The 22,592-nt window shown below is 64.7% G+C and carries 23 protein-coding genes and 1 other RNA gene; 14 read left to right on the plus strand and 10 right to left on the minus strand.

The window, feature by feature from the left end:
- Positions 1-5: 5 nt before the first annotated feature.
- Entirely contained in the window at positions 6-797 is a 792-nt protein-coding gene (lgt, locus tag AKI39_RS19800; RefSeq protein WP_066639964.1) for a prolipoprotein diacylglyceryl transferase, read from the plus strand.
- Here lgt and AKI39_RS19805 read toward each other — a convergent pair.
- The 4 genes from AKI39_RS19805 to AKI39_RS19820 all read right to left on the minus strand — a co-directional run bounded on the left by AKI39_RS19805 (position 772) and on the right by AKI39_RS19820 (position 2,769).
- On the minus strand, positions 772-1,548 hold the full coding sequence (locus tag AKI39_RS19805) for an SIMPL domain-containing protein (protein ID WP_066639966.1): 777 nt from the start codon (positions 1,546-1,548) through the stop codon (positions 772-774). The genes lgt and AKI39_RS19805 overlap by 26 nt on opposite strands.
- 170 nt (positions 1,549-1,718) lie before the next feature.
- Positions 1,719-1,906, minus strand: a non-coding RNA gene (gene ssrS / locus AKI39_RS19810) — 6S RNA.
- Positions 1,907-2,008: 102 nt separating this feature from the next.
- On the minus strand, positions 2,009-2,320 hold the full coding sequence (locus tag AKI39_RS19815; RefSeq protein ID WP_066639968.1) for a cell division protein ZapA: 312 nt from the start codon (positions 2,318-2,320) through the stop codon (positions 2,009-2,011).
- 2 nt (positions 2,321-2,322) lie between these two features.
- A complete protein-coding gene (locus tag AKI39_RS19820; protein WP_066639973.1) occupies positions 2,323-2,769 on the minus strand; it encodes a hypothetical protein in 447 nt (148 codons plus the stop codon).
- Positions 2,770-3,247: 478 nt separating this feature from the next.
- Between AKI39_RS19820 and AKI39_RS19825 the strand changes: the two genes are divergently transcribed.
- The 4 genes from AKI39_RS19825 to AKI39_RS19840 all read left to right on the plus strand — a co-directional run bounded on the left by AKI39_RS19825 (position 3,248) and on the right by AKI39_RS19840 (position 8,086).
- Positions 3,248-3,712 carry a tripartite tricarboxylate transporter TctB family protein gene (locus AKI39_RS19825; protein ID WP_066639975.1) on the plus strand — a complete coding sequence of 155 codons (465 nt, stop codon included), beginning with the start codon at positions 3,248-3,250 and terminating at the stop codon, positions 3,710-3,712.
- A 13-nt stretch (positions 3,713-3,725) separates the two neighbouring features.
- Positions 3,726-5,231 carry a tripartite tricarboxylate transporter permease gene (locus tag AKI39_RS19830; protein ID WP_066639978.1) on the plus strand — a complete coding sequence of 502 codons (1,506 nt, stop codon included), beginning with the start codon at positions 3,726-3,728 and terminating at the stop codon, positions 5,229-5,231.
- A 300-nt stretch (positions 5,232-5,531) separates the two neighbouring features.
- Entirely contained in the window at positions 5,532-7,136 is a 1,605-nt protein-coding gene (locus AKI39_RS19835) for a gamma-glutamyltransferase family protein (protein ID WP_066639985.1), read from the plus strand.
- 44 nt (positions 7,137-7,180) lie between these two features.
- Positions 7,181-8,086, plus strand: coding sequence for an NAD(P)-dependent oxidoreductase (locus tag AKI39_RS19840; RefSeq protein WP_066639988.1), 906 nt, complete (start codon positions 7,181-7,183; stop codon positions 8,084-8,086).
- A 123-nt stretch (positions 8,087-8,209) separates the two neighbouring features.
- Here AKI39_RS19840 and AKI39_RS19845 read toward each other — a convergent pair whose 3' ends face one another.
- The 6 genes from AKI39_RS19845 to AKI39_RS19870 all read right to left on the minus strand — a co-directional run bounded on the left by AKI39_RS19845 (position 8,210) and on the right by AKI39_RS19870 (position 14,305).
- A complete protein-coding gene (locus AKI39_RS19845) occupies positions 8,210-9,136 on the minus strand; it encodes a 2-hydroxyacid dehydrogenase (RefSeq protein ID WP_066639991.1) in 927 nt (308 codons plus the stop codon).
- 215 nt (positions 9,137-9,351) lie between these two features.
- Positions 9,352-10,875 (minus strand): tripartite tricarboxylate transporter permease, encoded by a 1,524-nt coding sequence (locus AKI39_RS19850; protein WP_066639994.1) that lies wholly within the window; start codon positions 10,873-10,875, stop codon positions 9,352-9,354.
- Between the two features lie 6 nt (positions 10,876-10,881).
- Entirely contained in the window at positions 10,882-11,325 is a 444-nt protein-coding gene (locus tag AKI39_RS19855; RefSeq protein ID WP_066643395.1) for a tripartite tricarboxylate transporter TctB family protein, read from the minus strand.
- A 161-nt stretch (positions 11,326-11,486) separates the two neighbouring features.
- Positions 11,487-13,052, minus strand: a complete 1,566-nt coding sequence (locus AKI39_RS19860; protein ID WP_066639997.1) for a sensor histidine kinase — start codon at positions 13,050-13,052, stop codon at positions 11,487-11,489.
- A gap of 7 nt (positions 13,053-13,059) precedes the next feature.
- Complete coding sequence (locus AKI39_RS19865) at positions 13,060-13,752, minus strand: response regulator (RefSeq protein WP_066640000.1); 693 nt, start codon at positions 13,750-13,752, stop codon at positions 13,060-13,062.
- On the minus strand, positions 13,733-14,305 hold the full coding sequence (locus AKI39_RS19870; RefSeq protein WP_066354653.1) for an RNA pyrophosphohydrolase: 573 nt from the start codon (positions 14,303-14,305) through the stop codon (positions 13,733-13,735). Before AKI39_RS19870 ends, AKI39_RS19865 begins: the two co-directional genes overlap by 20 nt.
- A gap of 66 nt (positions 14,306-14,371) precedes the next feature.
- On the opposite strand from AKI39_RS19870, the gene AKI39_RS19875 reads away from it, so the two are divergent.
- The 9 genes from AKI39_RS19875 to AKI39_RS19915 all read left to right on the plus strand — a co-directional run bounded on the left by AKI39_RS19875 (position 14,372) and on the right by AKI39_RS19915 (position 22,587).
- Entirely contained in the window at positions 14,372-16,105 is a 1,734-nt protein-coding gene (locus AKI39_RS19875; RefSeq protein WP_066640002.1) for a proline--tRNA ligase, read from the plus strand.
- Positions 16,102-16,536, plus strand: coding sequence for a tol-pal system-associated acyl-CoA thioesterase (gene ybgC, locus AKI39_RS19880; RefSeq protein WP_235610682.1), 435 nt, complete (start codon positions 16,102-16,104; stop codon positions 16,534-16,536). Before AKI39_RS19875 ends, ybgC begins: the two co-directional genes overlap by 4 nt.
- A gap of 2 nt (positions 16,537-16,538) precedes the next feature.
- Positions 16,539-17,216: a protein TolQ gene (tolQ, locus tag AKI39_RS19885; protein WP_066640005.1), complete on the plus strand. Its 678-nt coding sequence runs from the start codon at positions 16,539-16,541 to the stop codon at positions 17,214-17,216.
- Positions 17,216-17,707: an ExbD/TolR family protein gene (locus AKI39_RS19890; protein ID WP_066640007.1), complete on the plus strand. Its 492-nt coding sequence runs from the start codon at positions 17,216-17,218 to the stop codon at positions 17,705-17,707. The genes tolQ and AKI39_RS19890 overlap by 1 nt, the downstream gene beginning before the upstream one ends.
- Positions 17,708-17,731: 24 nt before the next feature.
- Positions 17,732-18,883, plus strand: coding sequence for a cell envelope integrity protein TolA (tolA, locus tag AKI39_RS19895; protein ID WP_066640009.1), 1,152 nt, complete (start codon positions 17,732-17,734; stop codon positions 18,881-18,883).
- A 16-nt stretch (positions 18,884-18,899) separates the two neighbouring features.
- Positions 18,900-20,213: a Tol-Pal system beta propeller repeat protein TolB gene (gene tolB / locus AKI39_RS19900; protein WP_066640011.1), complete on the plus strand. Its 1,314-nt coding sequence runs from the start codon at positions 18,900-18,902 to the stop codon at positions 20,211-20,213.
- Between the two features lie 34 nt (positions 20,214-20,247).
- Positions 20,248-20,745, plus strand: a complete 498-nt coding sequence (locus AKI39_RS19905; protein WP_066640013.1) for an OmpA family protein — start codon at positions 20,248-20,250, stop codon at positions 20,743-20,745.
- A gap of 99 nt (positions 20,746-20,844) precedes the next feature.
- Positions 20,845-21,531, plus strand: a complete 687-nt coding sequence (gene ybgF / locus AKI39_RS19910) for a tol-pal system protein YbgF (RefSeq protein ID WP_066640015.1) — start codon at positions 20,845-20,847, stop codon at positions 21,529-21,531.
- A gap of 3 nt (positions 21,532-21,534) precedes the next feature.
- Complete coding sequence (locus AKI39_RS19915; protein ID WP_066640017.1) at positions 21,535-22,587, plus strand: FecCD family ABC transporter permease; 1,053 nt, start codon at positions 21,535-21,537, stop codon at positions 22,585-22,587.
- Positions 22,588-22,592: the final 5 nt, after the last annotated feature.

The following is a 22,592-nucleotide window of genomic DNA, read 5'->3' on the forward strand; positions in this document are numbered from 1 at the left end:
AACCCATGCTGCGCTATCCGCAATTCGATCCCATCGCCGTCCGTATCGGCCCGCTGGCCGTCCATTGGTATGGACTCATGTATCTGTTCGGCTTCGGTCTGGTGTATCTGCTGGGGCGCTGGCGCATCGCGCATGACAAGGTAGCGGGAGGATTCTCGCCGCGCGACCTGGAGGACCTGATCTTCTACAGCGTGATCGGCGTGGTCGCAGGGGGACGGCTGGGCTATGTGTTGTTCTATAAACCAAGCTATTACTTCACGCACCCGCTGGAGATTTTTTATTTGTGGGAAGGCGGGATGTCCTTCCACGGCGGCCTGTTGGGCGTCATCCTGGTCATGTTGTACTTCGCCCGCAAGCGCGGCGTATCGTTCTTTACCGTGAGCGATTTCATCGCCCCACTGATACCGCTGGGCCTGGCAATGGGCCGACTGGGCAACTTCATCAACGGCGAACTATGGGGCCGGCCTACCACCGTACCGTGGGCCATGGTATTCCCGCAAAGCGGCGACGGCATCCCGCGCCACCCATCGCAGCTCTATGAACTGGGCCTGGAAGGCATCGTCCTGTTCATCCTGATGTGGTGGTTTGCCCGCAAGCCCAGGCCCACGGGCCAGGTCAGCGCCCTTTTCCTGATCGGTTATGGAACGTTCCGCTTCCTGGTGGAGTTCACCCGGGAGCCGGACAATTTCCTGGGCCTGCTGGCCGGCGGACTCAGCATGGGCCAATGGCTGTCCATCCCCATGGTTTTGATGGGCATCCTGATGTTCGTCTTTACTGCAAGACGACCGTCCCGCTGACGTCGACGCTGACCGTCACCATATCGGCCTGCAGCGGGACATCGGCGGCCGGCGCCGGGGCCGGCGCCCCTTTGGCCATCGCCATATAGGCACGCGGGGCGACGGCGCCCACGCCGCCCAGCTGGATTTTCTTGACGCGATATCCGCTGAAACCGAACGCGGATGCAGCCGCGAGCGCGCGCTCGCGGAAGGCCTGCGCCGCCTGGTTCAGCAATTTGCGTTCGGCGGCCTCGCGCGCCTTGCGCGACAAGGTAAAGCTGATATTCGATATGGCGCTCTTGTCGCCCATTTTGGTCGCCAGCGCGGAAGCCGCATCGAAGTCGGTCGATTCCAGGATGATGGAGCCCTCGCCCTGCCAGCCCACCAGCTTGCCTTTGTTACTGGTGTTCGGCCACACACGATAGCTGCCGGTGCGCGCGTTGACCTGGGCGTTGCTCTTGGCGGTTTTCATCATGTCGTCCAGCAGCAGGTTCAACTTGCGGCCGACCGAGGCCTGATCCGGCGCCTCGACCTGGGCGCTGACCGTGATCTGCACCGTGTCCTGCCTGACGTCTTCGGAAGCGGCGGCCTGCAGCGTCAGCAAAGGCCCCGTGTCCGCCTTGTCATCGCCGTGCGGCGCCGCGGCGGCGCCTGGCTCGGCGCCCGGCGCCGTCTGCGCCACCGCGCCCGGCGCAACGCAGACGGCGGCCAGGACCACTGCCCCGCGCGCCAGGAGGTGACCAAGAGGAATGGGCAGGAAGCGTTCGGGCATGTGTGTATGGCCTTTGAAACGGTGTACAGGGTAAAGGCGGCCTCGCGCCGGGCTGCTTGGCCGGCGCCTTGCATGACCGCCGAACGCGCAACAGGACAGCGGCGGAAGATATGCGCTTTATGCGCTTTGCCGATATGCCGCGGGCCTGCATGAGAGCAGGCCCGCAGAGTAAATGCCCCGCCTGTGCCGTCAGGACCGGCATCTCGAACCGAGAGGTTCAAGGTGGTCGCGATCGGAGGGGCCTCGGGTTCGTCTGACAGAGAGACGATCACACCAGCCCCCACATTCACGCAACCTGTATGCCATAAAGCATAGGTTCAGAGAATGTATGGTCCAGTCACGAGCACGGCAGGGACAAACCGAAAAACCGTGGATGAATCAGGATGCGGGCGCATCGTAGCGTGCAAGTGCGGATTGCACCGCCGATTCCTGTGTGCCCGCGGCACACGAGGATACACGACTACAGCAACTTTTCCTGCCCCGAGAGGGCGTCGTCCAGCATCGAATTCATGTCTTCAATTCTACGCTTGAAGTCGCCGACCGCCAACCCGCCCAGCGGACCGTCGGGCGCTTTCATCGACAACAGCTCGCCGGCCACCTGAAGCGCCGCCATGACGGCGATGCGTTCATTGCTCGACACTTTACCGGTAGCCTGGATACGCTGCATCAGCTGGTCCACATGGCGCACGGCGGCCACCAGCGTGGGTTTTTCATCCACCGAGCACGCGAGCGAATACTCACGTCCCAGGATATTGACATCTACGCGTTCCATACTTACTGGTGCTCCTCGACCGGCGCGCCAGGCAGGCGCGCCAGAACGGCGTCGATACGTTCACGCGCCGCCACGGCCGCCACACGCAAGCGCTGCAGGTCGGTTTCGCGCGCATTCAAGCGCGTTTGCCACGCGCTTTCCTGAGCGGCGAGCTGGTTTTCCAGCGCCTGGCGCTGTTCCGCATGTTTCTCGAGCTCGGCGCGCAGCCTGGCTTCGGCTTCTTCGGACTGCGCCAGCTTGGCGGCGAGTTCGCTATCGTGGGTCTGCAGGCGTTCCTGCAGGGCGTGCAGACGCGCATCCGCCTCGTCGCAGCGTTCGCGCAGTTTGCGGGATTCCTGTTCAGCCTGGGCCAGGCGGGATCGCAAGGCATCCCGTTCGCCATGCAGCTGGCGGGTGCGTTGCACCAGTTGCCCGATACGGGCAGCGAGTTGGTCTAGGTCTTGCAGCATGGGCGCTATCGTAAACCATTCGCAGCGCCGCTACATGGTCATATGCACCGTGTGATACCTGGCAATATTCGGTAGAACTGTCGCCCCGGCCGCGGCCGCGCCGCGCCCTTCCACGGCCAGTTCAGGCAGATCCGAACCCGCGGACAGTCCGTCGGCACGGGCCCCGGTGCCGCGTGGCAAGCACGCCACGGCGCCCTGGATGGGCTTTCCCTTCTCTTTCTAACTACTTTCAGAAAGCTTTCATTTACCTGCCAGCAAGGCCGGTTTGTAACGACTCAGGTACCTGACAGCTTCAATTTTAGGGAAAACCATAGGCTTTCAGCCAAATTACAGGGTTTCATCCCTCCATGGGCTCCATTACCATGCAGCCATTCACGGAGCTGTGAGTTTACTTTCATCAAGCAAACTTGAACCTGAAGCCAAGCAAACGGCCACCTGAACGTTTTTTTATCACATGCTGTATTAGGAGCAGACAATCATGCAGCTACGTAACAAACAGGACTTCTGGTCAGGGGTGATGTTCGTCGCCCTCGGACTGGGATTCGCCTGGCAGGCGACCAGCTACCAGATGGGTACCGCTGCGCGCATGGGCCCAGGATACTTCCCGTTCTGGCTCGGCGTCGTGCTGGCCCTGCTGGGTGCGATCGTTCTGATCGGCTCGCTGTCCGCCAAGGCCACCGAAACCCACGTGGAACACTTCGACTGGCGCATCGCTTTGCTGGTGCTCGGCTCGGTCGTCCTTTACGGTGTCGTGCTGAAGTTCCTGGGCGTTTACATCTCTGTCTTCCTGCTGGTGATCGTCAGCAGTCTGGCCAGCCACGAATTCAATTGGAAAGTGGCCGCGGCCAACGGTATTTTTCTGGTGGTGTTCGTCTACCTGGCTTTCATCAAGGGCCTGGGTCTGATTTTCCCGCTGTGGCCGTCCTTCATCGGCGCGAACTAAGGAGTAAACGGCCATGGAATTGTTTGATCACCTGATGCTGGGTTTCTCCGTCGCGATTTCGCCGGAAAACCTCGCTTATGCCCTGCTGGGTTGCCTGCTGGGTACCTTGATCGGCGTGCTGCCGGGTATCGGCCCCGTGCCGACCATCGCCATGCTGCTGCCGATCACCTATGTCCTGCCGCCTGTCGCGGGCCTGATCATGCTGGCCGGCATCTACTATGGCGCGCAGTATGGCGGCTCGACGACGGCCATCCTGGTGGCGCTGCCGGGTGAAACCTCCGCGGTGGTCACCGTGCTGGACGGCCACCAGATGGCACGCAACGGCCGCGCCGGCGCCGCCCTGGCCATCGCCGCGCTGGGCTCGTTCTTCGCCGGCTGCGTGGCGACCATGCTGCTGGCCGCCTTCGCGCCCCCGCTGGCCGAAGTGGCCTTCAAGTTCGGCCCCGCGGAGTACTTCTCGCTGATGGTGCTGGGCCTGGTCGGCGCGGTGGTGCTGGCGTCCGGCTCGCTGCCCAAGGCCATCGCGATGATCCTTCTGGGTCTGCTCCTGGGCATGGTCGGCACGGACGTGAACTCCGGCGTTGCCCGCTACGACTTCGGCATCCCGGAACTGCAGGACGGCATCGATTTCGCCATCGTAGCCATGGGCGTGTTCGGCTTCGCCGAAATCATGACCAACCTGGAACAGAAGGAAAATCGCGTCGACATCACCGACAAGATCGGCAGCCTGTACCCCAACAAGACCGAGTTCAAGGAAGCCTATCCCGCGGTCCTGCGCGGTACGGCGCTGGGTTCGGCGCTGGGCATCCTGCCGGGGGGCGGCGCAGTGCTGTCTTCCTTCGCGTCGTACACGCTGGAGAAAAAGATCTCGCGCCAGCCCAAGCGTTTCGGCAAGGGACACCCGGCCGGCCTGGCCGGTCCGGAATCGGCCAACAACGCCGCGGCGCAAACCTCGTTCATTCCCTTGCTGACGCTGGGCATACCGGGCAACGCCGTGATGGCCTTGATGGTCGGTGCGATGACCATCCACAACATCCAGCCCGGCCCGCAGGTCATGAGCAGCCACCCCGAGCTGTTCTGGGGCCTGATCGCCTCGATGTGGATCGGCAACTTGATGCTGGTGGTGCTGAACCTGCCGCTGATCGGCCTGTGGGTGAAGCTGCTGAAGGTGCCCTACCGCGTGCTGTTCCCGGCCATTCTGGTGTTCTGCACGATCGGCGTGTATTCGCTGAACTACAACACCTTCGATATCTTCACCACCGCGTGCTTCGGCCTGATCGGCTATGTGTGGGCCAAGCTCAAGTGCGAAGGCGCCCCGCTGCTGCTGGGCCTGGTGCTGGGGCCCATGATGGAAGAAAACTTCCGCCGCGCCTTGCTGCTGTCCCGCGGCGACTTCACGACCTTCATCAGCCGTCCCTTGTCGGCCAGCCTGCTGGCTGCCGCGCTGGCGCTGGTGATCATCGTCGCCCTGCCCTCCATCCGCAAGAAGCGAGACGAAACCTTCGTCGAGGAAGTTTGAACGGCATACGACCGGCCCCCGAACGGGGTGCCGGACCGGATGCGGGAAGCGCCCCCTGCGGGCGCTTTTTTTCATGCCACGCCCGGGATGCCGTGGGCCGCGCCAGGGACACGTACGGCGCGCAGGACCAGCGCGGGGCCGGCCAGGCCGGACCAGCTCAGCTGCCCTCGGCCCGGAACACCGCGCGCATCCCGCCCGGATACGGCCCGGATAGGGCGCGATCCGGATATGGTGCAGTGCACACAATCTCTTACGTTAAAGTAGGGGTTTACCCCCTCCTGAACGCCGTTCCCGCACCCTATGACTTTTGATTGGCAGAATCCCTACAGGACTGCGCGCGCGCCTGTGTTCGCACGCAATGTCGTGGCGACCTCGCAACCGCTCGCGGCCCAGGCCGGCCTGCGTGTGCTGGCCGCGGGCGGCAACGCGGTGGACGCGGCCATCGCGGCCGCGGCCACGCTGACCCTGACCGAACCCGTCAGCAACGGGCTGGGATCTGATTGCTTTGCCATCGTCTGGGACGGCTCGCGCCTGCATGGCCTGAATGCGTCCGGCACGGCGCCGGGGGCGTGGAATCCCGATTACTTCAAGCGCAAGCACAACGGAAGCATTCCCATGCGGGGCTGGGACAGCGTGACCGTGCCCGGATGCGTCGCGGGCTGGGCCGCCTTGCACGAAAAACTGGGCTCGCTGTCCTTCGAGGACATCCTGGCGCCGGCCATCGATTACGCGGAGCGCGGTTTTGCCGTGTCGCCCATCGTGCAGCAGAAGTGGGCCGCGCAAGCCGACGTGCTGCAATCGCTGCCCGGCTTCGCGGAGCACTTCCTGCCGCGCGGACGCGCCCCGGCGGTGGGCGAGCACTTCGTCCTGAAGGGTGCCGCCAGCACGCTGCGGCGCATCGCCGCATCCGGCGGGCGCGATTTCTACGAAGGCGAAACGGCTCACAAGCTGGTGGCGCATGCGCAGGCCCACGACGCCGGCATGACGCTGGCGGACCTGCGAGACTTCCGGCCCGAATGGGTGACGCCGCTGGGCCAGAATTATCGCGGCTATACGCTGCACCAGATCCCGCCCAATGGCCAGGGCATCGCCGCGCTGATCGCGCTTGGAATACTGGAAAACTTCGACGTCGCTTCCCGGCCGGTCGACCATCCCGATACGCAGCACCTGATGATCGAGGCCATGAAGCTGGCCTTCGCCGACGTCTATGCGCACGTGGGCGACGCCAGGCATATGTATGTGTCGCCGGAACAGATGCTGGCCCCCGACTACCTGGCGGCACGCGCAAAGTTGATCGACATGCGCCGCGCCAAGCTCTTCACGACCGGGCATGCGCCGACGGGGGGGACGATCTACCTGACCGCGGCGGACCGCAACGGCATGATGGTCAGCTTCATCCAGTCCAACTACATGGGTTTCGGCTCGGGTGTGGTCGTTCCCGGCACGGGTGTCAGCCTGCAGAACCGCGGCCACGGCTTCACGCTGGAGCCGGGCCACCCCAACCTGGTGAGCGGCGGCAAGCGGCCCTTCCATACGATCATTCCAGGCTTCCTCATGAAGGAAGGCGCGCCGGTGATGAGCTTCGGCGTGATGGGCGGCAATATGCAGCCGCAGGGCCATCTGCAGACGCTGGTGCGCATGCTGGATTTCGGCCAGCAGCCCCAGGCGGCCTGCGACGCGCCGCGCTGGAAATGGAATCATGGCATCTCGGTCGATGTCGAACCGGAAATGCCCCAGCAAGTGCTGGACGCGCTGCGGGCTCGCGGCCATTTGCTGGAAGGCCTGGAGGATCCTTACATGGACTTCGGCTCCGGCCAGTTCATCTGGCGCCTGGGCGATCCCGCGGTGGACGGCTACGTCGCGGCGAGCGACAGCCGCCGCGACGGCTTGGCGGCGGGTTTCTAGGCGACTTTTTTTGTTCGATAACACCTCTGCAACCGGAGATCTGCATGGCTTCCATCGGCAGTAAAACGTACGACGCGACGTCATCGAAGAAAGTGGCCTTCCTGGGCCTGGGCGTGATGGGGTTTCCCATGGCGGGCCATCTGGCGCGCGCCGGACACCAGGTGACGGTCTATAACCGCACCGCGGCCAAGGCGCAGGAATGGGCTGGGGAATTCGGCGGCAAGACCGCCGGGACGCCGCGCGAGGCCGCCGCGGGGGCGGAGATCGTGTTCTGCTGCGTGGGCAACGACGACGATTTGCGCAGCGTCGTACTAGGCGACGACGGCGCATTCGCCGGCATGGGCAAGGCGGCGGTGTTCGTCGACCACACCACCGCGTCGGCTCAAGTGGCGCGCGAACTCCATGCGGAAGCCACGCGCCGGGGCATGCACTTCATCGACGCGCCGGTCTCGGGCGGCCAGGCAGGTGCGGTCAACGGCGTGCTCACCGTGATGTGCGGTGGCGAGCAGGACGTTTTCGATCGCATCAAACCGGTGGCGCAGGTGTTCGGCCGGGCGGTGACCCTGGTCGGTGCGGCCGGCGCCGGACAGCTGGCGAAAATGGTCAACCAGATCTGTATCGCGGGGCTGGTGCAAGGCCTGTCCGAAGGCCTCGCGTTCGGACAGGCTGCCGGCCTGGACATGAAGCTCGTGCTGGACGTGATCAGCAAGGGCGCCGCTCAAAGCTGGCAGATGGAGAATCGCGGCTCCACCATGGTGGACGACAAATTCGACTTCGGCTTCGCCGTGAACTGGATGCGCAAGGACCTGGGCCTGGTGCTGGAGGAAGCACGCGCCAACGGTGCCCGCGTACCCGTCACGGCGCTGGTGGACCAGTTCTACGCCGACGTGCAAAAGATGGGCGGCGGCCGCTGGGATACGTCCAGCCTGGTCAAGCGTCTGCGCGACTAGGGCTTGTCAACGCCGGACGGAGCCTCGAACCGGCCGCGGAACCCGCGAAATGACGGCCGGTCACTGAAGGGATAACGGCCGGCGCAGGCCGCCCAGCGGCCGGCGTCCGCGTACTTGCCCGGCTCAATAACCACGCTGCGGCGTCACCACGCCCGATATCGGCTCGCCTTGCGCGAGCCGACGTATTTTGGCGGCGATCTGGGCGATCGCTTCGGCGCGCAGCGTGCTGGCCGCGATGTGCGGGGTGATGTGGACACGCGGGTGCGTCCAGAACGGATGCCCCGCAGGCAGGGGTTCCACGTCGAAGACATCCAGCGTGGCACCTTCCAGCCGGCCCTCGTCCAACAGTTCGAGCAGATCCGCCTCATTGACGTGGCCGCCCCGGCCGACATTCACCAGATGCGCGCCGGGCATCAATTGCGTAAGGATGGCGCGGTCGAGGATGCCGGTGGTTTCCGGTGTCAAGGGCAGCACGTTGACGAGCACGCGGGTACGCCGCAGGAACTCCGGCAATTGCTCGGTGCCGGCGTAGGTCTGGATGCCATCGACGGAACGCGGCGAGCGCGACCATCCCAGCACCGGGTAATCGAAAGCGGCGATCGATTGCGCGACGCGACCGCCCATTTCGCCCAGCCCCAGGACCCCGACGGGCCATTGTTCCCGACGCAGGCCGGGCTGGGGCGCCCACTGGGACACAGCCTGGTCGCGCTCGTAGCGGCCGAACGCCCGGGATACGCGGAGCAAGGCATACAAGGCGTATTCCGCCATCTGCACCGCCATGCCCGCATCTTCCAGGCGAACGATCTGGATATGCGAAGGCAGATCCATCTGCAACAGCGCGTCCACGCCTGCCCCTAGATTGAACAGGGTCTTCAGGGTGGGCTCATGGTCGAACAGCGCCGCGGGCGGTTTCCATACCAGGGCAACATCGGCGCCGGACGGGGGCCCGGAGGGATCCCACACCGAGATCCGGCAATCCGGCAATTCGGCGGTCAGCCCTGGCAACCAATCGGCGGGGTCGTTGTGGGGGCAGGCAAAAAGAACATGCATGGCGTCTGATGTGGGTTCGTCAAGCTTGAAACCTTAGCATGCGCCAGGCGAGGCGGGCCGGGACGTGCTGGATGAAGAGCCGCGCCGCCGGTGGCAACGGACCTGCGCAGCCGCGCTGGGAAGGACAGCCGCCGCGGCGTTGCGCCACGGCCCTCAAAGAAAAACCGCCGCGTCCTTGCGGAACGCGGCGGCTTCGGTAACACGCCGGAAAACGATCAGGCGGTCTTGGGCAGCATGGGCTTGCCGCGCTTTTTGAACTTCTTGCGGGCATGGGCAATGATCTGCAGCAAGATCAGCAAGGTCGAGATACCCACGAACCAGGCGCTGATGGGACGCTGCACGAAGATCATCATATCGCCGCGCGACAACAGCAGTGCGCGACGGAAGTTTTCTTCCACCATGGGTCCCAGCACAAAGCCCAGCAAGATGGGCGCGACCGAGAAGTCGAGCAGCATGAAGACCGCGCCAATCACGCCGAAGGCCAAGGCTTCCCAGATCTGGAACAGGCTGTTCTGGGTACTGAACACGCCCACTGCGATGAAGAACAGCGCGGACGGGAACAGATAGCGATAAGGCACTTGCAGCAGCTTGACCCAGATGCCGATGAGCGGCACGTTCAGGATGACCAGCAGCACGTTGCCCACCCAGAAGCTGGCGATCAGGCCCCAGAAGATGTCCGGGTGCTCGGTGATCAGCTGCGGACCGGGCTGGATGCCCTGGATCAACAGGCCGCCCAGGATCAGCGCCATCACCGCGTCGCCCGGGATACCCAGGCTCATGGTGGGGATGAAGTCGACCTGGGTCTTCGAGTGCGAAGCGGCCTCGGGCGACGCCACGCCGGCCAGCATGCCCGTACCGAAACGCTCCGGCGTCTTGGAGATCTTGCGTTCCAAGGCATAGGCAATGAAGGTTGTGATGGTCGGGCCGGTACCGGGCATGGCACCGAAGAGCGTGCCCACCAGCGTACCGCGCACCAGCGGCAGGAAGGACTCCTTGAGTTCCTTCGCCGACGGACGCATATCGCGCAGGCGCAGCTTCGTGCCGGTGCCGATGATGGTCATGCGGTTCACGCTCATCAGGAAGTCGGCGACGCCGAACAGGCCCATGGCGATGGCGACGAGCTCCAGGCCGTCGGACAAGTCCAGGATGCCGAACGACAGGCGGATGGTGCCCGTGTTGACGTCCGTGCCGACCACGCCGCACAGCAGGCCGAAGAGCGTCATGCAGATGCCCTTCAGGGGCGAACCGCGCGACATCGTCGAACCGGCGATCAGGCCCAGCAACATGATGGAGAAGATCTCCGTCGGGCCGAACTTGAACGCGACTTCCACCAGCAGCGGCGAGAAGAAGATCATCACCAGGATGCCGACCGACGCCGCGAAGAACGACGCGATCATGGTGATGCCCAGCGCCGTGCCGCCCTTGCCCTGCTTGGTCAACGGATAGCCGTCAAGACACGTCACCGCATGCGGCGGATGGGAAGGCAGATTGAGCAGGATCGCGCCGATGGCGCCGCCGTACTGCGAGCCGTAGAAGATACCTGCCAGCATCATGATCGCGGGGACCGGATGCATGACGTAGGTCAGCGGCAGCAGAATGGAAATGGCCGACAAGGCGCCCATGCCGGGCAGCACGCCGATGAGGTTACCCACCAGCACGCCAAAGAACGACCACATCAGGTTATGGGGTTCGAACGCGACGCCAAAACCGAACCAGAGATCAACAAGTGCTTGATGCATGGCGTATCAACCCCACTGGATCAGTGGCAGCTGCAGTTGCAGCGCCCACCAGAACACGACCACGGCGATGACCACCATGCCCAACGAAAGAATCAAAGCCTGCTTCACCGTGTTCTTGCGATCACCCAACGCGGAAATGAAGGTGATGGCGAAGGTCGCCGGCAGCAGGCCGCCATAATGCCCCAGGCCGATGAACGCCAGAATGCCGACGATGATGCAGATCGCGCCGCGCATGTCGGGCATGCCCGTGGGATGCGAGGAAGGGACGTGGGTAGCTTCGCCGTCTTCCGTGTCTTTTGCTCCGGTCTTGCCGCCGATGGCGATCAAGACGCCCGTGAATGCCAGCAACCCCCCTACCGCTGCCGGGAAGAACCCGGGTCCCATATGGCTTAGCGTACCGATCTGATAATTCAGACCACCGTATATCGACCCCAGGCCGATCAGGACCATCAGCGCACCGCCGTAGTAGTCCTTTTTGTATTTTTTCAGTGTTTCCACTGCATTCCTCCGTGTACTAGGCTTACACCAGCCTTTATAGGAAGCGCTCAGGGTGAGCGCGTCCCTCTCACAAAGCACCGTGAGCCTGGAGGGCAGAATAAGGAGGAAAGCTGCTAATCCGCTTTCTTTAGACTGTCTGGTTCCTGAATCCCAGGGTTATCCCCTAACAGGGGAATCCATAGGATGGCGCATAGCCCCACCCCACCCTGGGCATTCGTTTCCCCATCGGCCAGGACGATATCGCCGCCATTGCGGCGGGCGTAGGCCTGCGCGATCGCCAGTCCCAAACCCGACCCGGATGTCGGCGCGCCACCTGCCTCCACACCGGCGCGATCAAAGCGCGCGAAGGCACGCGCGCGCAAGGCAGGATTGAGTCCCGGTCCGTTGTCGGACACCCGCACTTCCACGCGCGCATCTCCCCGCACCACCGATACGGTGATACGCGCCCCGCGGGGCGCGTAGTTCACCGCATTGTGGACTAGGTTCGCGATGGCTTCGTGCAGCTCCACCTCCGAACCGGCGACCGGAGCCGCCGGGCCTGTCAGACCGCTTTCAATGGTGTCGCCCCGCGCGTCGCTCCAACCCAGGTCCTGCTGTTTTTCGTGGGCAAGGGGCAGATATTGCAAGACAACCTCGCGCGCCACGTCATTCAGGTCCAGCACCCTGTGCGGCGATTCGCCGCCCTGGCTGGCGTGCGCGAGCTGCAGCAGCTGTTCGGTGAGGCGGCGGGTGCGCCCCAGCTGCGCGACGATCGCGCGCAGGCCGTCGCGGATCAAGACCGGGTCGCGTTCGCGCAGCGCGTACTGCGCCTGGGTCGACATGATGGCCAGCGGCGTGCGCAGCTGGTGCGAGGCATCGTCGAGAAAGCGCGACTGTTCCTCCAGCATGTGCCGGTGGCGCGCGATGTGGTGGTTGACCGCCTCGACCAGAGGCGCGACTTCGGAAGGCACGCGCCAGGCGTCCAGCGGCGTCAGGTCATCGGCCGAGCGGGCGCGGATGTCGTTGCGCAGCCTGGCCAGCGGCCGCAGGGCCCAGGCCACGCCCCACCAGACCATCAGGACCACCAGCGCCAGCATGCGGCCGTCGCGCAGCAGTTCCTTGCGCCGGGCGGCATCCTCGGCCTCGATGCGCTTGCCCGTGCTTTCGCCGACCAGGATCAGGACCTGGCGGTGCGTGCCGTGATAGTAGAGGTCGCGCACCAGGGCCACCATGCGCACGGGATCGTTGCGATAGGCGCCGTCGTAGAACATCGGCTGTCCGTCGCTGCGCGGCCAGACGGGCGGCCGCGGGATATCGGGCATGCCGAGCAGGGCGAGCCCGGGCGCGCCGGGCGCCTGCCCCGACGGCAGCGGCGGATCGATTTCCTCGATGTGGAAATATTTGCGCAGGCCGGCGCGCGATTCGAGCATGACCTGCGCGTACAGGGGCGTCACCACCTGCAGGGCGCCGTCCGGCGTGAACTCGATGCTGCTTTCCAGGACACGCGCCGGCTCCAGGAGTGCGCTGTCGTAGGCGTCGTTGGTGATATCGGCCAGCGTCTGGTAATCGTTATAGCTGTCGATGACCAGCAGCGCGATGACACCAGGCAGCAGCAGCGAGATGAGGAGCGCGCGTATGCCGACCCGCGCGGACCACGGGCGGCCCGTGGCCGGGCGCCGGGGCGTGGGATGCGCGGCCACCGATGAACTAGGCGTTCGCCGATTGCGATTCGCTGGCGACGCTTTCGAGCATGTAGCCGAGCCCGCGTACCGTGACGATACGGATATCGCTGCCCGCCAGCTTCTTGCGCAGGCGGTGCAGCACGACCTCGATGGCGTCCGGATTTGCCTCGCTGTCGTGGTTGAAGACCTTGCCGAACAACTGCGACTTATCGACCGGATAGCCGCTGCGCGTCAGCAGGGCCGCCAGGGCGGCATGTTCGCGGGGCGTGAGGAACAGCAGCGAACCGTCCAGGGTGAAGGCCCGGCTTTCGCTGTCGTAGGACAGCGACCCGCACTGCAGGCGCGGATGCTGCCTGCCACGGCTGCGCCGCACCAGCGCGGTCAGGCGCGCTTCCAGTTCCTCGAGCGCGAAAGGCTTGGTCAGGAAATCGTCGGCCCCCAGGTTCAGGCCGCGGACGCGGTCCTGCAGGGCCCCCTGCGCGGTGAGGACGAGAACCGGCGTGCGGTCGTCGCGATTGCGCATTTCTCGCAGCACCACCAGGCCGTGCTTGTCCGGCAGGCGCAGGTCCATGACGATCGCGTCGTATTCCGTGCCCGCCATGAAGGCTTCGGCCGTGCGCGCGTCCGGCGCGTGATCCGGCACGAAGCCGCTCTGGGCCAGCGCACGCACCAGCCAGGACGCCATGTCCCTTTCGTCTTCAACCAGCAATATGCGCATGGCCGTCAGGCCCTCCAGCCAGATTCTCGGCAGCCCGCTGCCCGTGCACGCGTTGTCGCAGGTAGCGTGTTTCGTGGTGCCGCCTGAACAGGATAGCCGAGAGTTCGTTCAGGGCCTGCGTATAGACGTCCCGCTTGAATTCGATGACGGCATCGAGCGGAACCCAATATTGGCTCCAGCGCCAGGCGTCGAATTCCGGGTGCTGCGTGGCGCGCAGGCAGACGTCGCTGTCGCGCCCCACCAGCCTGAGCAGGAACCAGATCTGCTTCTGGCCCTTGTAATGGCCACGCCATTCCCGCCGGACGAAATGATCCGGGACGTTGTAGCGCAGCCAATCGCGTGTGCGCCCCAAAATGCGGACATGCTCGGGCTTCAAGCCCACTTCTTCATGGAGCTCGCGATACATGGCCTGCACCGGGCTTTCGCCGTACTTGATGCCGCCCTGCGGGAACTGCCAGGCGTGTTCCCGGATTCGCTTGCCCCAAAAGACCTCGTTTTTGGTGTTGACGAGAATGATGCCGACATTGGGACGGTAGCCTTCGCGGTCCAGCATGGGCCACCCCCACCAAATTCAATACAATTACGTCTGATTATACGTACCTGCCGCCTCCTGGAAACCATGCGCGCCTCCAACTATCACATCAATACTCTCAAAGAAGCGCCCGCCGAGGCCGAAATCGTCAGCCACCAGCTCATGACCCGTGCCGGCATGATCCGCAAGCTCGCCGGGGGAATCTATACGTATATGCCCTTGGGGCTGCGTGTCATCCGCAAGATCGAAAAGATCATCCGGGAGGAAATGAACGCCGCCGGGGCCATCGAACTGCTGATGCCGGTCGTCCAGCCGGCGGAGCTCTGGCAGGAATCGGGCCGCTGGGTGCAATATGGCCAGGAACTGCTGCGGATCAAGGATCGGCATGACCGCGATTTTGTGCTGCAGCCCACCTCGGAAGAGGTGATCACGGACATCGCCCGCAACGAAATCCACAGCTGGCGCCAGTTGCCGCTGAACTTCTACCACATACAGACGAAGTTCCGGGACGAAAGGCGTCCCCGATTCGGCCTGATGCGGGGGCGCGAGTTCACGATGAAGGATGCCTATTCCTTCGACCGCGACGAGGCGGGTGCCTTGCGCAGCTATGACGCGATGTACGACGCCTATATGCGCATCTTCCGCCGGCTCGGACTGGAGTTCCGCGCCGTGACGGCCGACACCGGCTCCATCGGAGGCACGCGCAGCCATGAATTCCAGGTGATTGCCGATACCGGCGAGGACCTGATCGTCTACAACCCCGAAACGCAATATGCGGCGAATATCGAACTGGCGGAAGCCGCCGCCCTGATCCCGCAGCGGCAGGCGCCCACGCGCGCGCTGGAAGCCGTGCCGACCCCCGGCGCGGCCAAGTGCGAAGACGTGGCCGCGCAGCTGGGCATTCCCCTGGAGACCACCGTCAAGTCCATCGTACTGGCCACGGAACCGGAGCCCGGCCAAGTGCGCATCTGGCTGCTGATGCTGCGCGGGGACCACGTGCTGAACGAAATCAAGACGGCCAAGGTGCCTGGCCTGGACCAAGGCTACCGCTTCGCCACCGAGGACGAGATCATTGCCCATTTCGGCTGCAAGCCCGGCTATCTGGGCCCGATCGGCACGAAGCAGGCCGTAGAGGTCATCGCCGACCGCACCGTCGCCAACATGGCGGACTTCGTCTGCGGCGCCAACCGCGAGGGCTACCACTACGTAGGCGCCAACTGGGGCCGGGACCTGCCGGAGCCGGCGCAGGTCGCCGACCTGCGCAACGTGGTGGCGGGCGACCCCGCGCCGGACGGCAAGGGCGCGCTGGTGATCCAGCGCGGCATCGAGGTCGGCCACGTCTTCTATCTGGGTACCAAGTATTCGGCGGCGCTGAAGGCGACCTACCTGGACGAGACCGGCAAGCCCGCCATCCTCGAGATGGGCTGCTACGGCATCGGCGTGACGCGCATCGCCGCGGCCGCCATCGAGCAGAACAACGACGATCGCGGCATCATCTGGCCGCGCGCCCTGGCGCCCTTCGAAGTGGTGATCTGCCCCGTGGGATGGGCAAAAAGTGAAACTGTTCGTAACACTGCCGAATCGCTCTATAACGCGCTGCGCGAACGCGGGATCGATGTGATCCTGGACGACCGCGATGCGCGCCCTGGCGTCATGTTCGCTGAATGGGAACTGATAGGCGCCCCTTTGCGCGTAACAGTTGGAGAGCGCGGACTGAAGGACGGTGTGGTCGAATTGCAGGCCCGGCGTGAAGCCAGCGCCAGTACGACCCCGGTCGACCAGGCGCTGGAGCAAGTGCTGGCCAAGCTGGAAAACCTTTGACTTCGCCGTTGTCGCCGTATCTCCCCGTGGAATCGACGCTGGATATCCGTGTCTATTACGAAGACACGGACGCCGGCGGCATCGTTTTCTACGCCAATTATCTGAAGTTCATGGAACGCGGGCGCACCGAATGGCTGCGCGCGCTGGGCTTCGATCAATCCCGCCTGGTCCGCGAATCCGGCCACATCTTCGTGGTCGCCAGGCTTGACATGTCCTACCGCAAACCGGCCCGTCTGGACGATGTGCTTACCATACGTTCGCGTGTAACACGACTGGGCCGGGCTTCGATACACTTCGCGCAGCGGGCGGAACGCAGCGGGGAACTGCTGGCCGAGGGCAACATCCAAGTGTGCTGCGTGGATGCGACCACCCTCAAGCCAGCGGAACTGCCTCCGGAATTGCGCGCAACACTCGAATCTATTCAGGGATAAAAATGCAAGTCTCCAACGACCTGTCGTTGTTTGCACTGATCGCGCATGCGAGCGTGCCGGTCCAATTGATCATGCTGTTGCTCCTGGGCATTTCCATCATGTCCTGGACCTACATCTTCGCCAAGCGCTACGCCATCAAGCGGGCGCACCAACAGACGCGCCGCTTCGAGGACGACTTCTGGTCGGGTGGCGACCTGTCCATGCTGCAGCAGGCCGTGGCCAACCGGCGCGCCGAGCAAGGCGCGCTGGCGCGCATCTTCGATGCCGGCATGACCGAATTCCTGAAGGCGCGCCGCACCGCGGCCAGCGACGCCAACGCCGTGCTAGACGGCGCCCGGCGGGCGATGCGGGCGGCCTATCAGCGCGAGATGGACGCGCTGGAAGCCCATCTCAACTTCCTGGCGTCCGCCGGCTCGGTCAGCCCGTACATCGGCCTGCTGGGCACCGTGTGGGGCATCATGCACGCCTTCATCGGCCTGTCGAACATGCAGCAGGCCACCCTGGCGTCCGTGGCGCCCGGCATCGCCGAAGCCCTGATCGCCACGGCCATCGGCCTGTTCGCGGCGATTCCGGCGGTCGTGGCCTACAACCGCTTCACCAACGACATCGACCGGCTGTCCATCCGGTTCGACAGCTTCGTCGATGAATTCCTGAACATCCTGCAACGACAGGTGCGCTGATGCCCTCGGTACGCTCGGGCGGCCGTTCCGGCCGCCGCATGAAAGCCGATATCAACGTCGTTCCCTATATCGACGTGATGCTGGTGCTGCTGGTGATCTTCATGGTCACCGCGCCGCTGATCACCCCTGGCCTGATCAACCTGCCCTCGGTGGGCCAGGCCTCGGACGTTCCGGTCAAGCCGCTGGAAGTGCAGATTTCGCAAAACGGCGACATCGCGCTGCGCATGCGCGAACCCGGCGCCAATCCCGAGACCATCGGCCGGTCCGAACTGGTCAGCCAGGTGCGCGCGCGCATCACGGCGGACACGCCGGTCGTCATCGCCGCTGACGGCAAGGTGCCTTACGAATCCGTCGTGAAGGTCATGGACGAACTGCGCACGAACGGCGTGACGCGGCTTGGGCTGCTGGTGGACCAGCAGTCCTCGACCGGCGCCGCCGCCGCGGCCGCCGGACAGCCGCAGCGTCCCGCGCCCGCGGCGCCGAAGCGCTGACCCGCGCCTTATCCATTTCACTCAATGACGCCACCTCTAATCAAGCACTCCAGCCGCCCGCCCGAAGCGCCGCCCGCGCAGGACAATCGGAAAGCCTTCGGCTTCGCCGTGGCGGTCCACATCATCCTGGTGCTGGTCCTGGTGCTCGGCGTGAATTGGCACACGGAAAATCCGGGGCCCGTGCAAGTCCAGCTGTGGGCCAACGGCGATTCCCCGGTCTCGCCGCCGCCGGAACCACAGCCCGAACCCACACCGCCGCCGCAACCCCAGCCCACACCGGAACCGCCGCCGCCCCCGCCGCAACCGCAGCCGGCGCCGCCTCCCCCGCCGCCGCAACCGCAGGCCCAGCCGCAGGACACGCCGGATCCCGAAATCGCACTGGAAGCGGCCCGCAAGAAGAAGGAACAGGAAGAAAAGGAACGCCAAGCCGCGGCGGCTGAACAGGCGCGCCTGGAAAAGGAACGCCAGCAAGCCGCGCTGGAGGAAAAACAGCGGCTGGAAAAACAGCGCCAGGACGCCGAAAAGGCCGCGGCCGCGAAGGCAGCGGCGGAGAAAGCCGCCGCCGACAAGGCCGCCGCACAGAAAGCAGCGGCTGAAAAAGCGGCGGCCGAGAAGGCCGCGGCCGAGAAAGCCGCCGCCGAGAAGGCGGCCGCCGACAAGAAGGCCAAGGAAGATGCCGCCAAGAAGGCGGCGGCGGAGAAGGCGGCGGCCGACAAGGCGGCGGCCGAAAAAGCGGCCGCGGAAAAGGCGGCAGCTGAAAAGGCAGCCGCCGAAAAAGCCGCCGCGGCCAAGAAAGCCGCGGCCGACCGTGCGCTGAAGGAAGCATTCCGCAATGACGCGCTCGGCGCGGCCGGGATTCCCGGCGGCACGGCCGACCGCAACCAGGCGGGGGGCGGACGCGACGACGGCTATGGTGCCAAGGTCCGCGCCTGCATCCAGCCGGGCGTATCGTACCCAACGCCGCCGCGGGCCGGCTCGGCCAACCCGACGGTGCAATACCGGGTACAGTTACGCTCGGACGGCAGCGTTTCCTCGGTGAGCCTGACCACGTCGTCGGGCAATACCGGATTCGACCGCGCCGTGGAAACCGGCATCCGGCGCTGCAACCCCTTCCCGAAACCTTCGACCGGGCGGTACGAGCCGGTGATCGACGTTATTTACCGTATGTATGACTGACAGGAGATTGCTCACCATGACTCCAGCCTATCGCCGATCCTCGATCCAGGCTGCGCTGAGGACCTACGGTTTCGGCCTGTTGGTGTTGCTGGCAATCCTGCTGGCCGGACGGCCGGCCCACGCCCAGCTGCGTGTGGATATTTCCGGCACGGGCGCGACCCAGTACCCGGTAGCCATTGCCGATTTCGCCGGCGACACTGCGCGCGGCCATGCCCTGACGGAAGTCATCCGCGCGGACCTGAACCGCACGGGCCAGTTCCGCCTGATCGACGGCTCGAATGCCGGCCTGACGGTGGACAGCAGCGTCAACTATGACGACTGGCGCGGCAAGGGCGCCGACTTCCTGGCCTATGGCAGCATGAACCAGACACCGGACGGCCGTTTCGATATCCGCTACCGCTTGGCCGATACGGTCAAGCACGGCCAGCTGGATGGCGTGGCCTTTTCAGGTTCTGAACAGGAATTGCGCCGCGTGGCCCACCAGATCGCCGATCGTATCTACGAAAAGATCACGGGCGTGCGGGGGGTGTTCTCGACGCGGATCGCCTATGTCCTGAAGCAGGGCAGCACCTATGAGCTGCAGGTGGCGGATGCCGACGGGCAGAATCCCCAGGTCGCCCTGCGCTCGCGCGAACCCATTATTTCGCCGCGCTGGTCGCCGGACGGTACGCGCCTGGCCTATGTCAGCTTCGAATCCGGCAAGCCGGTCGTCTATGTGCATACCCTGGCCACCAGCGCCCGGGTGCCCGTGGCCAACTACAAGGGCAACAACAGCGCCCCGGCGTGGTCGCCGGATGGCAGTACGCTGGCCATCGTGCTGACCCGGGACGGACTGTCGCAGATTTACATCATCAGCGCGGACGGTTCCAACCTGCGCCGGGTGACCCGATCGCCGGGGATCGACACCGAACCGACGTTCACGCCGGACGGCCGTTCCATCATCTTTACCAGCGACCGCAGCGGCGGGCCGCAGATTTACCAGGTGAGCATAGGGGGGGGGGAGCCCAAGCGCTTGACGTTTAACGGTAGTTACAACGTCTCACCCCGTATTTCGCCCGATGGTTCGACCCTCGTGTACGTTGCAAGACGCGACGGCGCATTTCGCATCGCTTCGCTCAATCTGTCCGGCGGCAACGAAACTTTGCTGACTAATGGCAACGATGACCAATCTCCCAGTTTTGCGCCGAATGGAATGCAAGTACTATACGCGGCTATCCAAGGCGGGCGTAATGTTCTTGCAGTGGTATCGAGCGATGGCCGAGTGCGGCAAACGCTGTCGGTACTGAACGGGCAAATCAACGAACCGACTTGGGGCCCATTTACCCGCTAACACGTGTGACTCACTTATCAACAAAGGAACCATCATGAAGTCGCGCATTGCCAAAAGCCTAACCGTTGCAGCGCTCGTCGCAACTCTGGCCGCTTGCAGCTCCGTCCCCCTGGAAGACAAGGGAGGCCAGGGCGCTGGCTCGGCGGGCACCGCCGGCGGCGGCGCGGGTCCCGTTATGGACCCGTTCAACCCGAGCAGCCCGCTCGCCCAGCAGAAGAGCGTGTTCTTCGATTTTGACAGCTACACGGTCAACGACCAGTACAAGTCCCTGGTGCAAATGCACTCGAGCTACTTGACTGGCCATGGCACGCAGAAGGTCCAGATCCAGGGCAATACCGACCCGCGCGGCAGCGCGGAGTACAACCTGGCGCTGGGTACCCGCCGCGGCAACGCCGTTGCGGACCTGATGAAGCTGAACGGTGTCAGTGCCTCGCAAATCGAAGTCACGAGCTTCGGCAAAGAGCACGCCACCGGTACGGACGAATCCGGCTGGGCCCAGGACCGCCGGGCGGACATCTCCTACCAGCGTTGATCCGAACAGCTGACAACGGCTGATCTTTGCCTTACAACATGCGTCGGGATGGTCGAATGGCCGCCCGGCGCATGTTTTTATCTTGACCCAGGAATTCACATGAACGATAGAGTCCCGTCTTTGCGTCTCCTGGTGGCCGCCGCCGGCATGGCACTCGCCGCCCTGTCCTCCCCTGCCCATGCCTTCTCGGACGACGAGGCACGCAAGGCGATCCTGGAGCTGCGCCAGCAGGTCCAGCAAATGAGGCAAATCAACGAAAATTCCCGCATGCAGCTGGCGGACCAGATCCAATCGCTGCAGCAACAAGTGACCGAACTGCGCAACCAGGTCGAAATGGCCGTGCACCAGGAAGTGCCACGCGCGCCCGCCAATGGCACCCAGGCCGATACCGGCGGCGCGACCGCCGGCGATCCGCAGGAACAGGCGACCTACGACAGCGCCCTCGAGCGCTTCCGCAACCGGCAGTACAAGGAGGCCGCGGACGCGCTGACCGCCTTCTTGGCCCTGTACCCCAACAGCCAGCTGGCCCCCACGGCGCAGTTCTACCTGGGCAGCAGCCGCTACGCGACCAAGGACTACAAGGGCGCGATCGACCAATTGCAGACGATGGTCAAGACCTCGCCTGACAATGCGCGGGCGCCCGACGCACTGTTGGTCATCGCCGGCAGCCAGATCGAAATGAACAACCGGGCCGGCGCCAAGGCCACGCTGCAGCGGATCGCGAAGGATTATCCCGGCACGCCCGCGGCCGACACCGCGAAGAACCGACTGCAATTGCTGCAATAAGGCATGCGCGGCGCCGTCTTCGGCAGCCCGGTGCACGCGTACCGGAGCATCCTGCGCCGCCGCATCCTTGTCCTGTGCGGGCTCGCCATCCTTGTGGCGGCGAGCCTGCTGGCGAACTTCATGGTGGGTACGTCCACCATCGCCCCTGCCAGCTTGCTGAGGACATTGCTGGATCCCCAGCACGCCCCCGCCGTCGACCGTATCATCGTCTGGACGATACGCCTGCCTTACGCCATGGCCGCCGTTGCGGTGGGCATGGCGCTGGGCCTGGCCGGCGCGGAGATGCAGACCATCCTGGACAACCCCCTGGCCAGCGCCGACACCCTGGGCGTGTCCTCCGCCGCGGCGCTAGGAGCCTGCATCGCCATCGCGCTGGACGCCTGGCTGCCGTCGGGCCTGCCCGCGGATTGGGCCGTCACCGCATGCGCCTTCGTATTCGCAATGGGTAGCGCTTTGCTGCTGAACGCCCTGGCGCGCTGGGGCGGAATGTCCGCCAGTGCGGTCGTCCTGTTCGGCATCGCCCTGGTGTTCCTGTGCAATGCGCTGGTGTCGGCCATCCAGTTCGCCGCCAGCGCACAGGCATTGCAAAACGTGGTCTTCTGGACAATGGGCAGCCTGGATCGCTTGAACTGGAGCCGGCTGGGCATCCTGGCCGGGGCGCTGGCGATATCGGGAATTTTTTCCCTGCGTTCGGCATGGCCGCTGACCATGCTGCGCCTGGGCGAAGACCGGGCCGCCAGCGCGGGGGTGGACGTGCGGCGCCTACGCCTTGGAGCGATGGCGCGCATCAGCGTCTTGTCGGCGCTGGCGGTTTCCATGGTGGGAGTGATCGGTTTCGTCGGCCTCGTGGCGCCTCATATCGCGCGCCGACTGTTCGGCGAGGATCATCGCCCCTATCTGGCCGGCAGCGCGCTGATCGGCGCCGTGGTTCTATCGCTGGCCTCGCTGTTGTCGAAAATCCTGGTGCCGGGCGTCGTGCTGCCCGTGGGCATCGTGACGGCCTTCGTGGGACTTCCCGTTTTCCTCGCGGTTGTATTGCGGCGACGGCTGCCATGACCGAG

The sequence above is a fragment of the Bordetella sp. H567 genome (assembly GCF_001704295.1).
GTDB lineage: Bacteria > Pseudomonadota > Gammaproteobacteria > Burkholderiales > Burkholderiaceae_B > Bordetella_C.

Excerpts from the sequence above, each read along its gene's own strand:
- AKI39_RS19815 (WP_066639968.1), bottom strand. The coding sequence starts at position 2,320 with ATGGAACGCGTAGATGTCAATATCCTGGGACGTGAGTATTCGCTCGCG.
- AKI39_RS19825 (WP_066639975.1), top strand. The coding sequence starts at position 3,248 with ATGCAGCTACGTAACAAACAGGACTTCTGGTCAGGGGTGATGTTCGTC.
- ybgF (WP_066640015.1), top strand. The coding sequence starts at position 20,845 with ATGAACGATAGAGTCCCGTCTTTGCGTCTCCTGGTGGCCGCCGCCGGC.
- AKI39_RS19890 (WP_066640007.1), top strand. The coding sequence starts at position 17,216 with ATGCCCTCGGTACGCTCGGGCGGCCGTTCCGGCCGCCGCATGAAAGCC.
- tolA (WP_066640009.1), top strand. The coding sequence starts at position 17,732 with ATGACGCCACCTCTAATCAAGCACTCCAGCCGCCCGCCCGAAGCGCCG.
- AKI39_RS19820 (WP_066639973.1), bottom strand. The coding sequence starts at position 2,769 with ATGCTGCAAGACCTAGACCAACTCGCTGCCCGTATCGGGCAACTGGTG.
- AKI39_RS19855 (WP_066643395.1), bottom strand. The coding sequence starts at position 11,325 with ATGGTCCTGATCGGCCTGGGGTCGATATACGGTGGTCTGAATTATCAG.
- AKI39_RS19915 (WP_066640017.1), top strand. The coding sequence starts at position 21,535 with ATGCGCGGCGCCGTCTTCGGCAGCCCGGTGCACGCGTACCGGAGCATC.
- lgt (WP_066639964.1), top strand. The coding sequence starts at position 6 with ATGCTGCGCTATCCGCAATTCGATCCCATCGCCGTCCGTATCGGCCCG.
- AKI39_RS19805 (WP_066639966.1), bottom strand. The coding sequence starts at position 1,548 with ATGCCCGAACGCTTCCTGCCCATTCCTCTTGGTCACCTCCTGGCGCGC.
- AKI39_RS19875 (WP_066640002.1), top strand. The coding sequence starts at position 14,372 with ATGCGCGCCTCCAACTATCACATCAATACTCTCAAAGAAGCGCCCGCC.
- AKI39_RS19870 (WP_066354653.1), bottom strand. The coding sequence starts at position 14,305 with ATGCTGGACCGCGAAGGCTACCGTCCCAATGTCGGCATCATTCTCGTC.
- AKI39_RS19835 (WP_066639985.1), top strand. The coding sequence starts at position 5,532 with ATGACTTTTGATTGGCAGAATCCCTACAGGACTGCGCGCGCGCCTGTG.
- AKI39_RS19865 (WP_066640000.1), bottom strand. The coding sequence starts at position 13,752 with ATGCGCATATTGCTGGTTGAAGACGAAAGGGACATGGCGTCCTGGCTG.
- AKI39_RS19905 (WP_066640013.1), top strand. The coding sequence starts at position 20,248 with ATGAAGTCGCGCATTGCCAAAAGCCTAACCGTTGCAGCGCTCGTCGCA.
- tolQ (WP_066640005.1), top strand. The coding sequence starts at position 16,539 with ATGCAAGTCTCCAACGACCTGTCGTTGTTTGCACTGATCGCGCATGCG.
- AKI39_RS19830 (WP_066639978.1), top strand. The coding sequence starts at position 3,726 with ATGGAATTGTTTGATCACCTGATGCTGGGTTTCTCCGTCGCGATTTCG.
- tolB (WP_066640011.1), top strand. The coding sequence starts at position 18,900 with ATGACTCCAGCCTATCGCCGATCCTCGATCCAGGCTGCGCTGAGGACC.
- AKI39_RS19840 (WP_066639988.1), top strand. The coding sequence starts at position 7,181 with ATGGCTTCCATCGGCAGTAAAACGTACGACGCGACGTCATCGAAGAAA.
- AKI39_RS19845 (WP_066639991.1), bottom strand. The coding sequence starts at position 9,136 with ATGCATGTTCTTTTTGCCTGCCCCCACAACGACCCCGCCGATTGGTTG.
- AKI39_RS19850 (WP_066639994.1), bottom strand. The coding sequence starts at position 10,875 with ATGCATCAAGCACTTGTTGATCTCTGGTTCGGTTTTGGCGTCGCGTTC.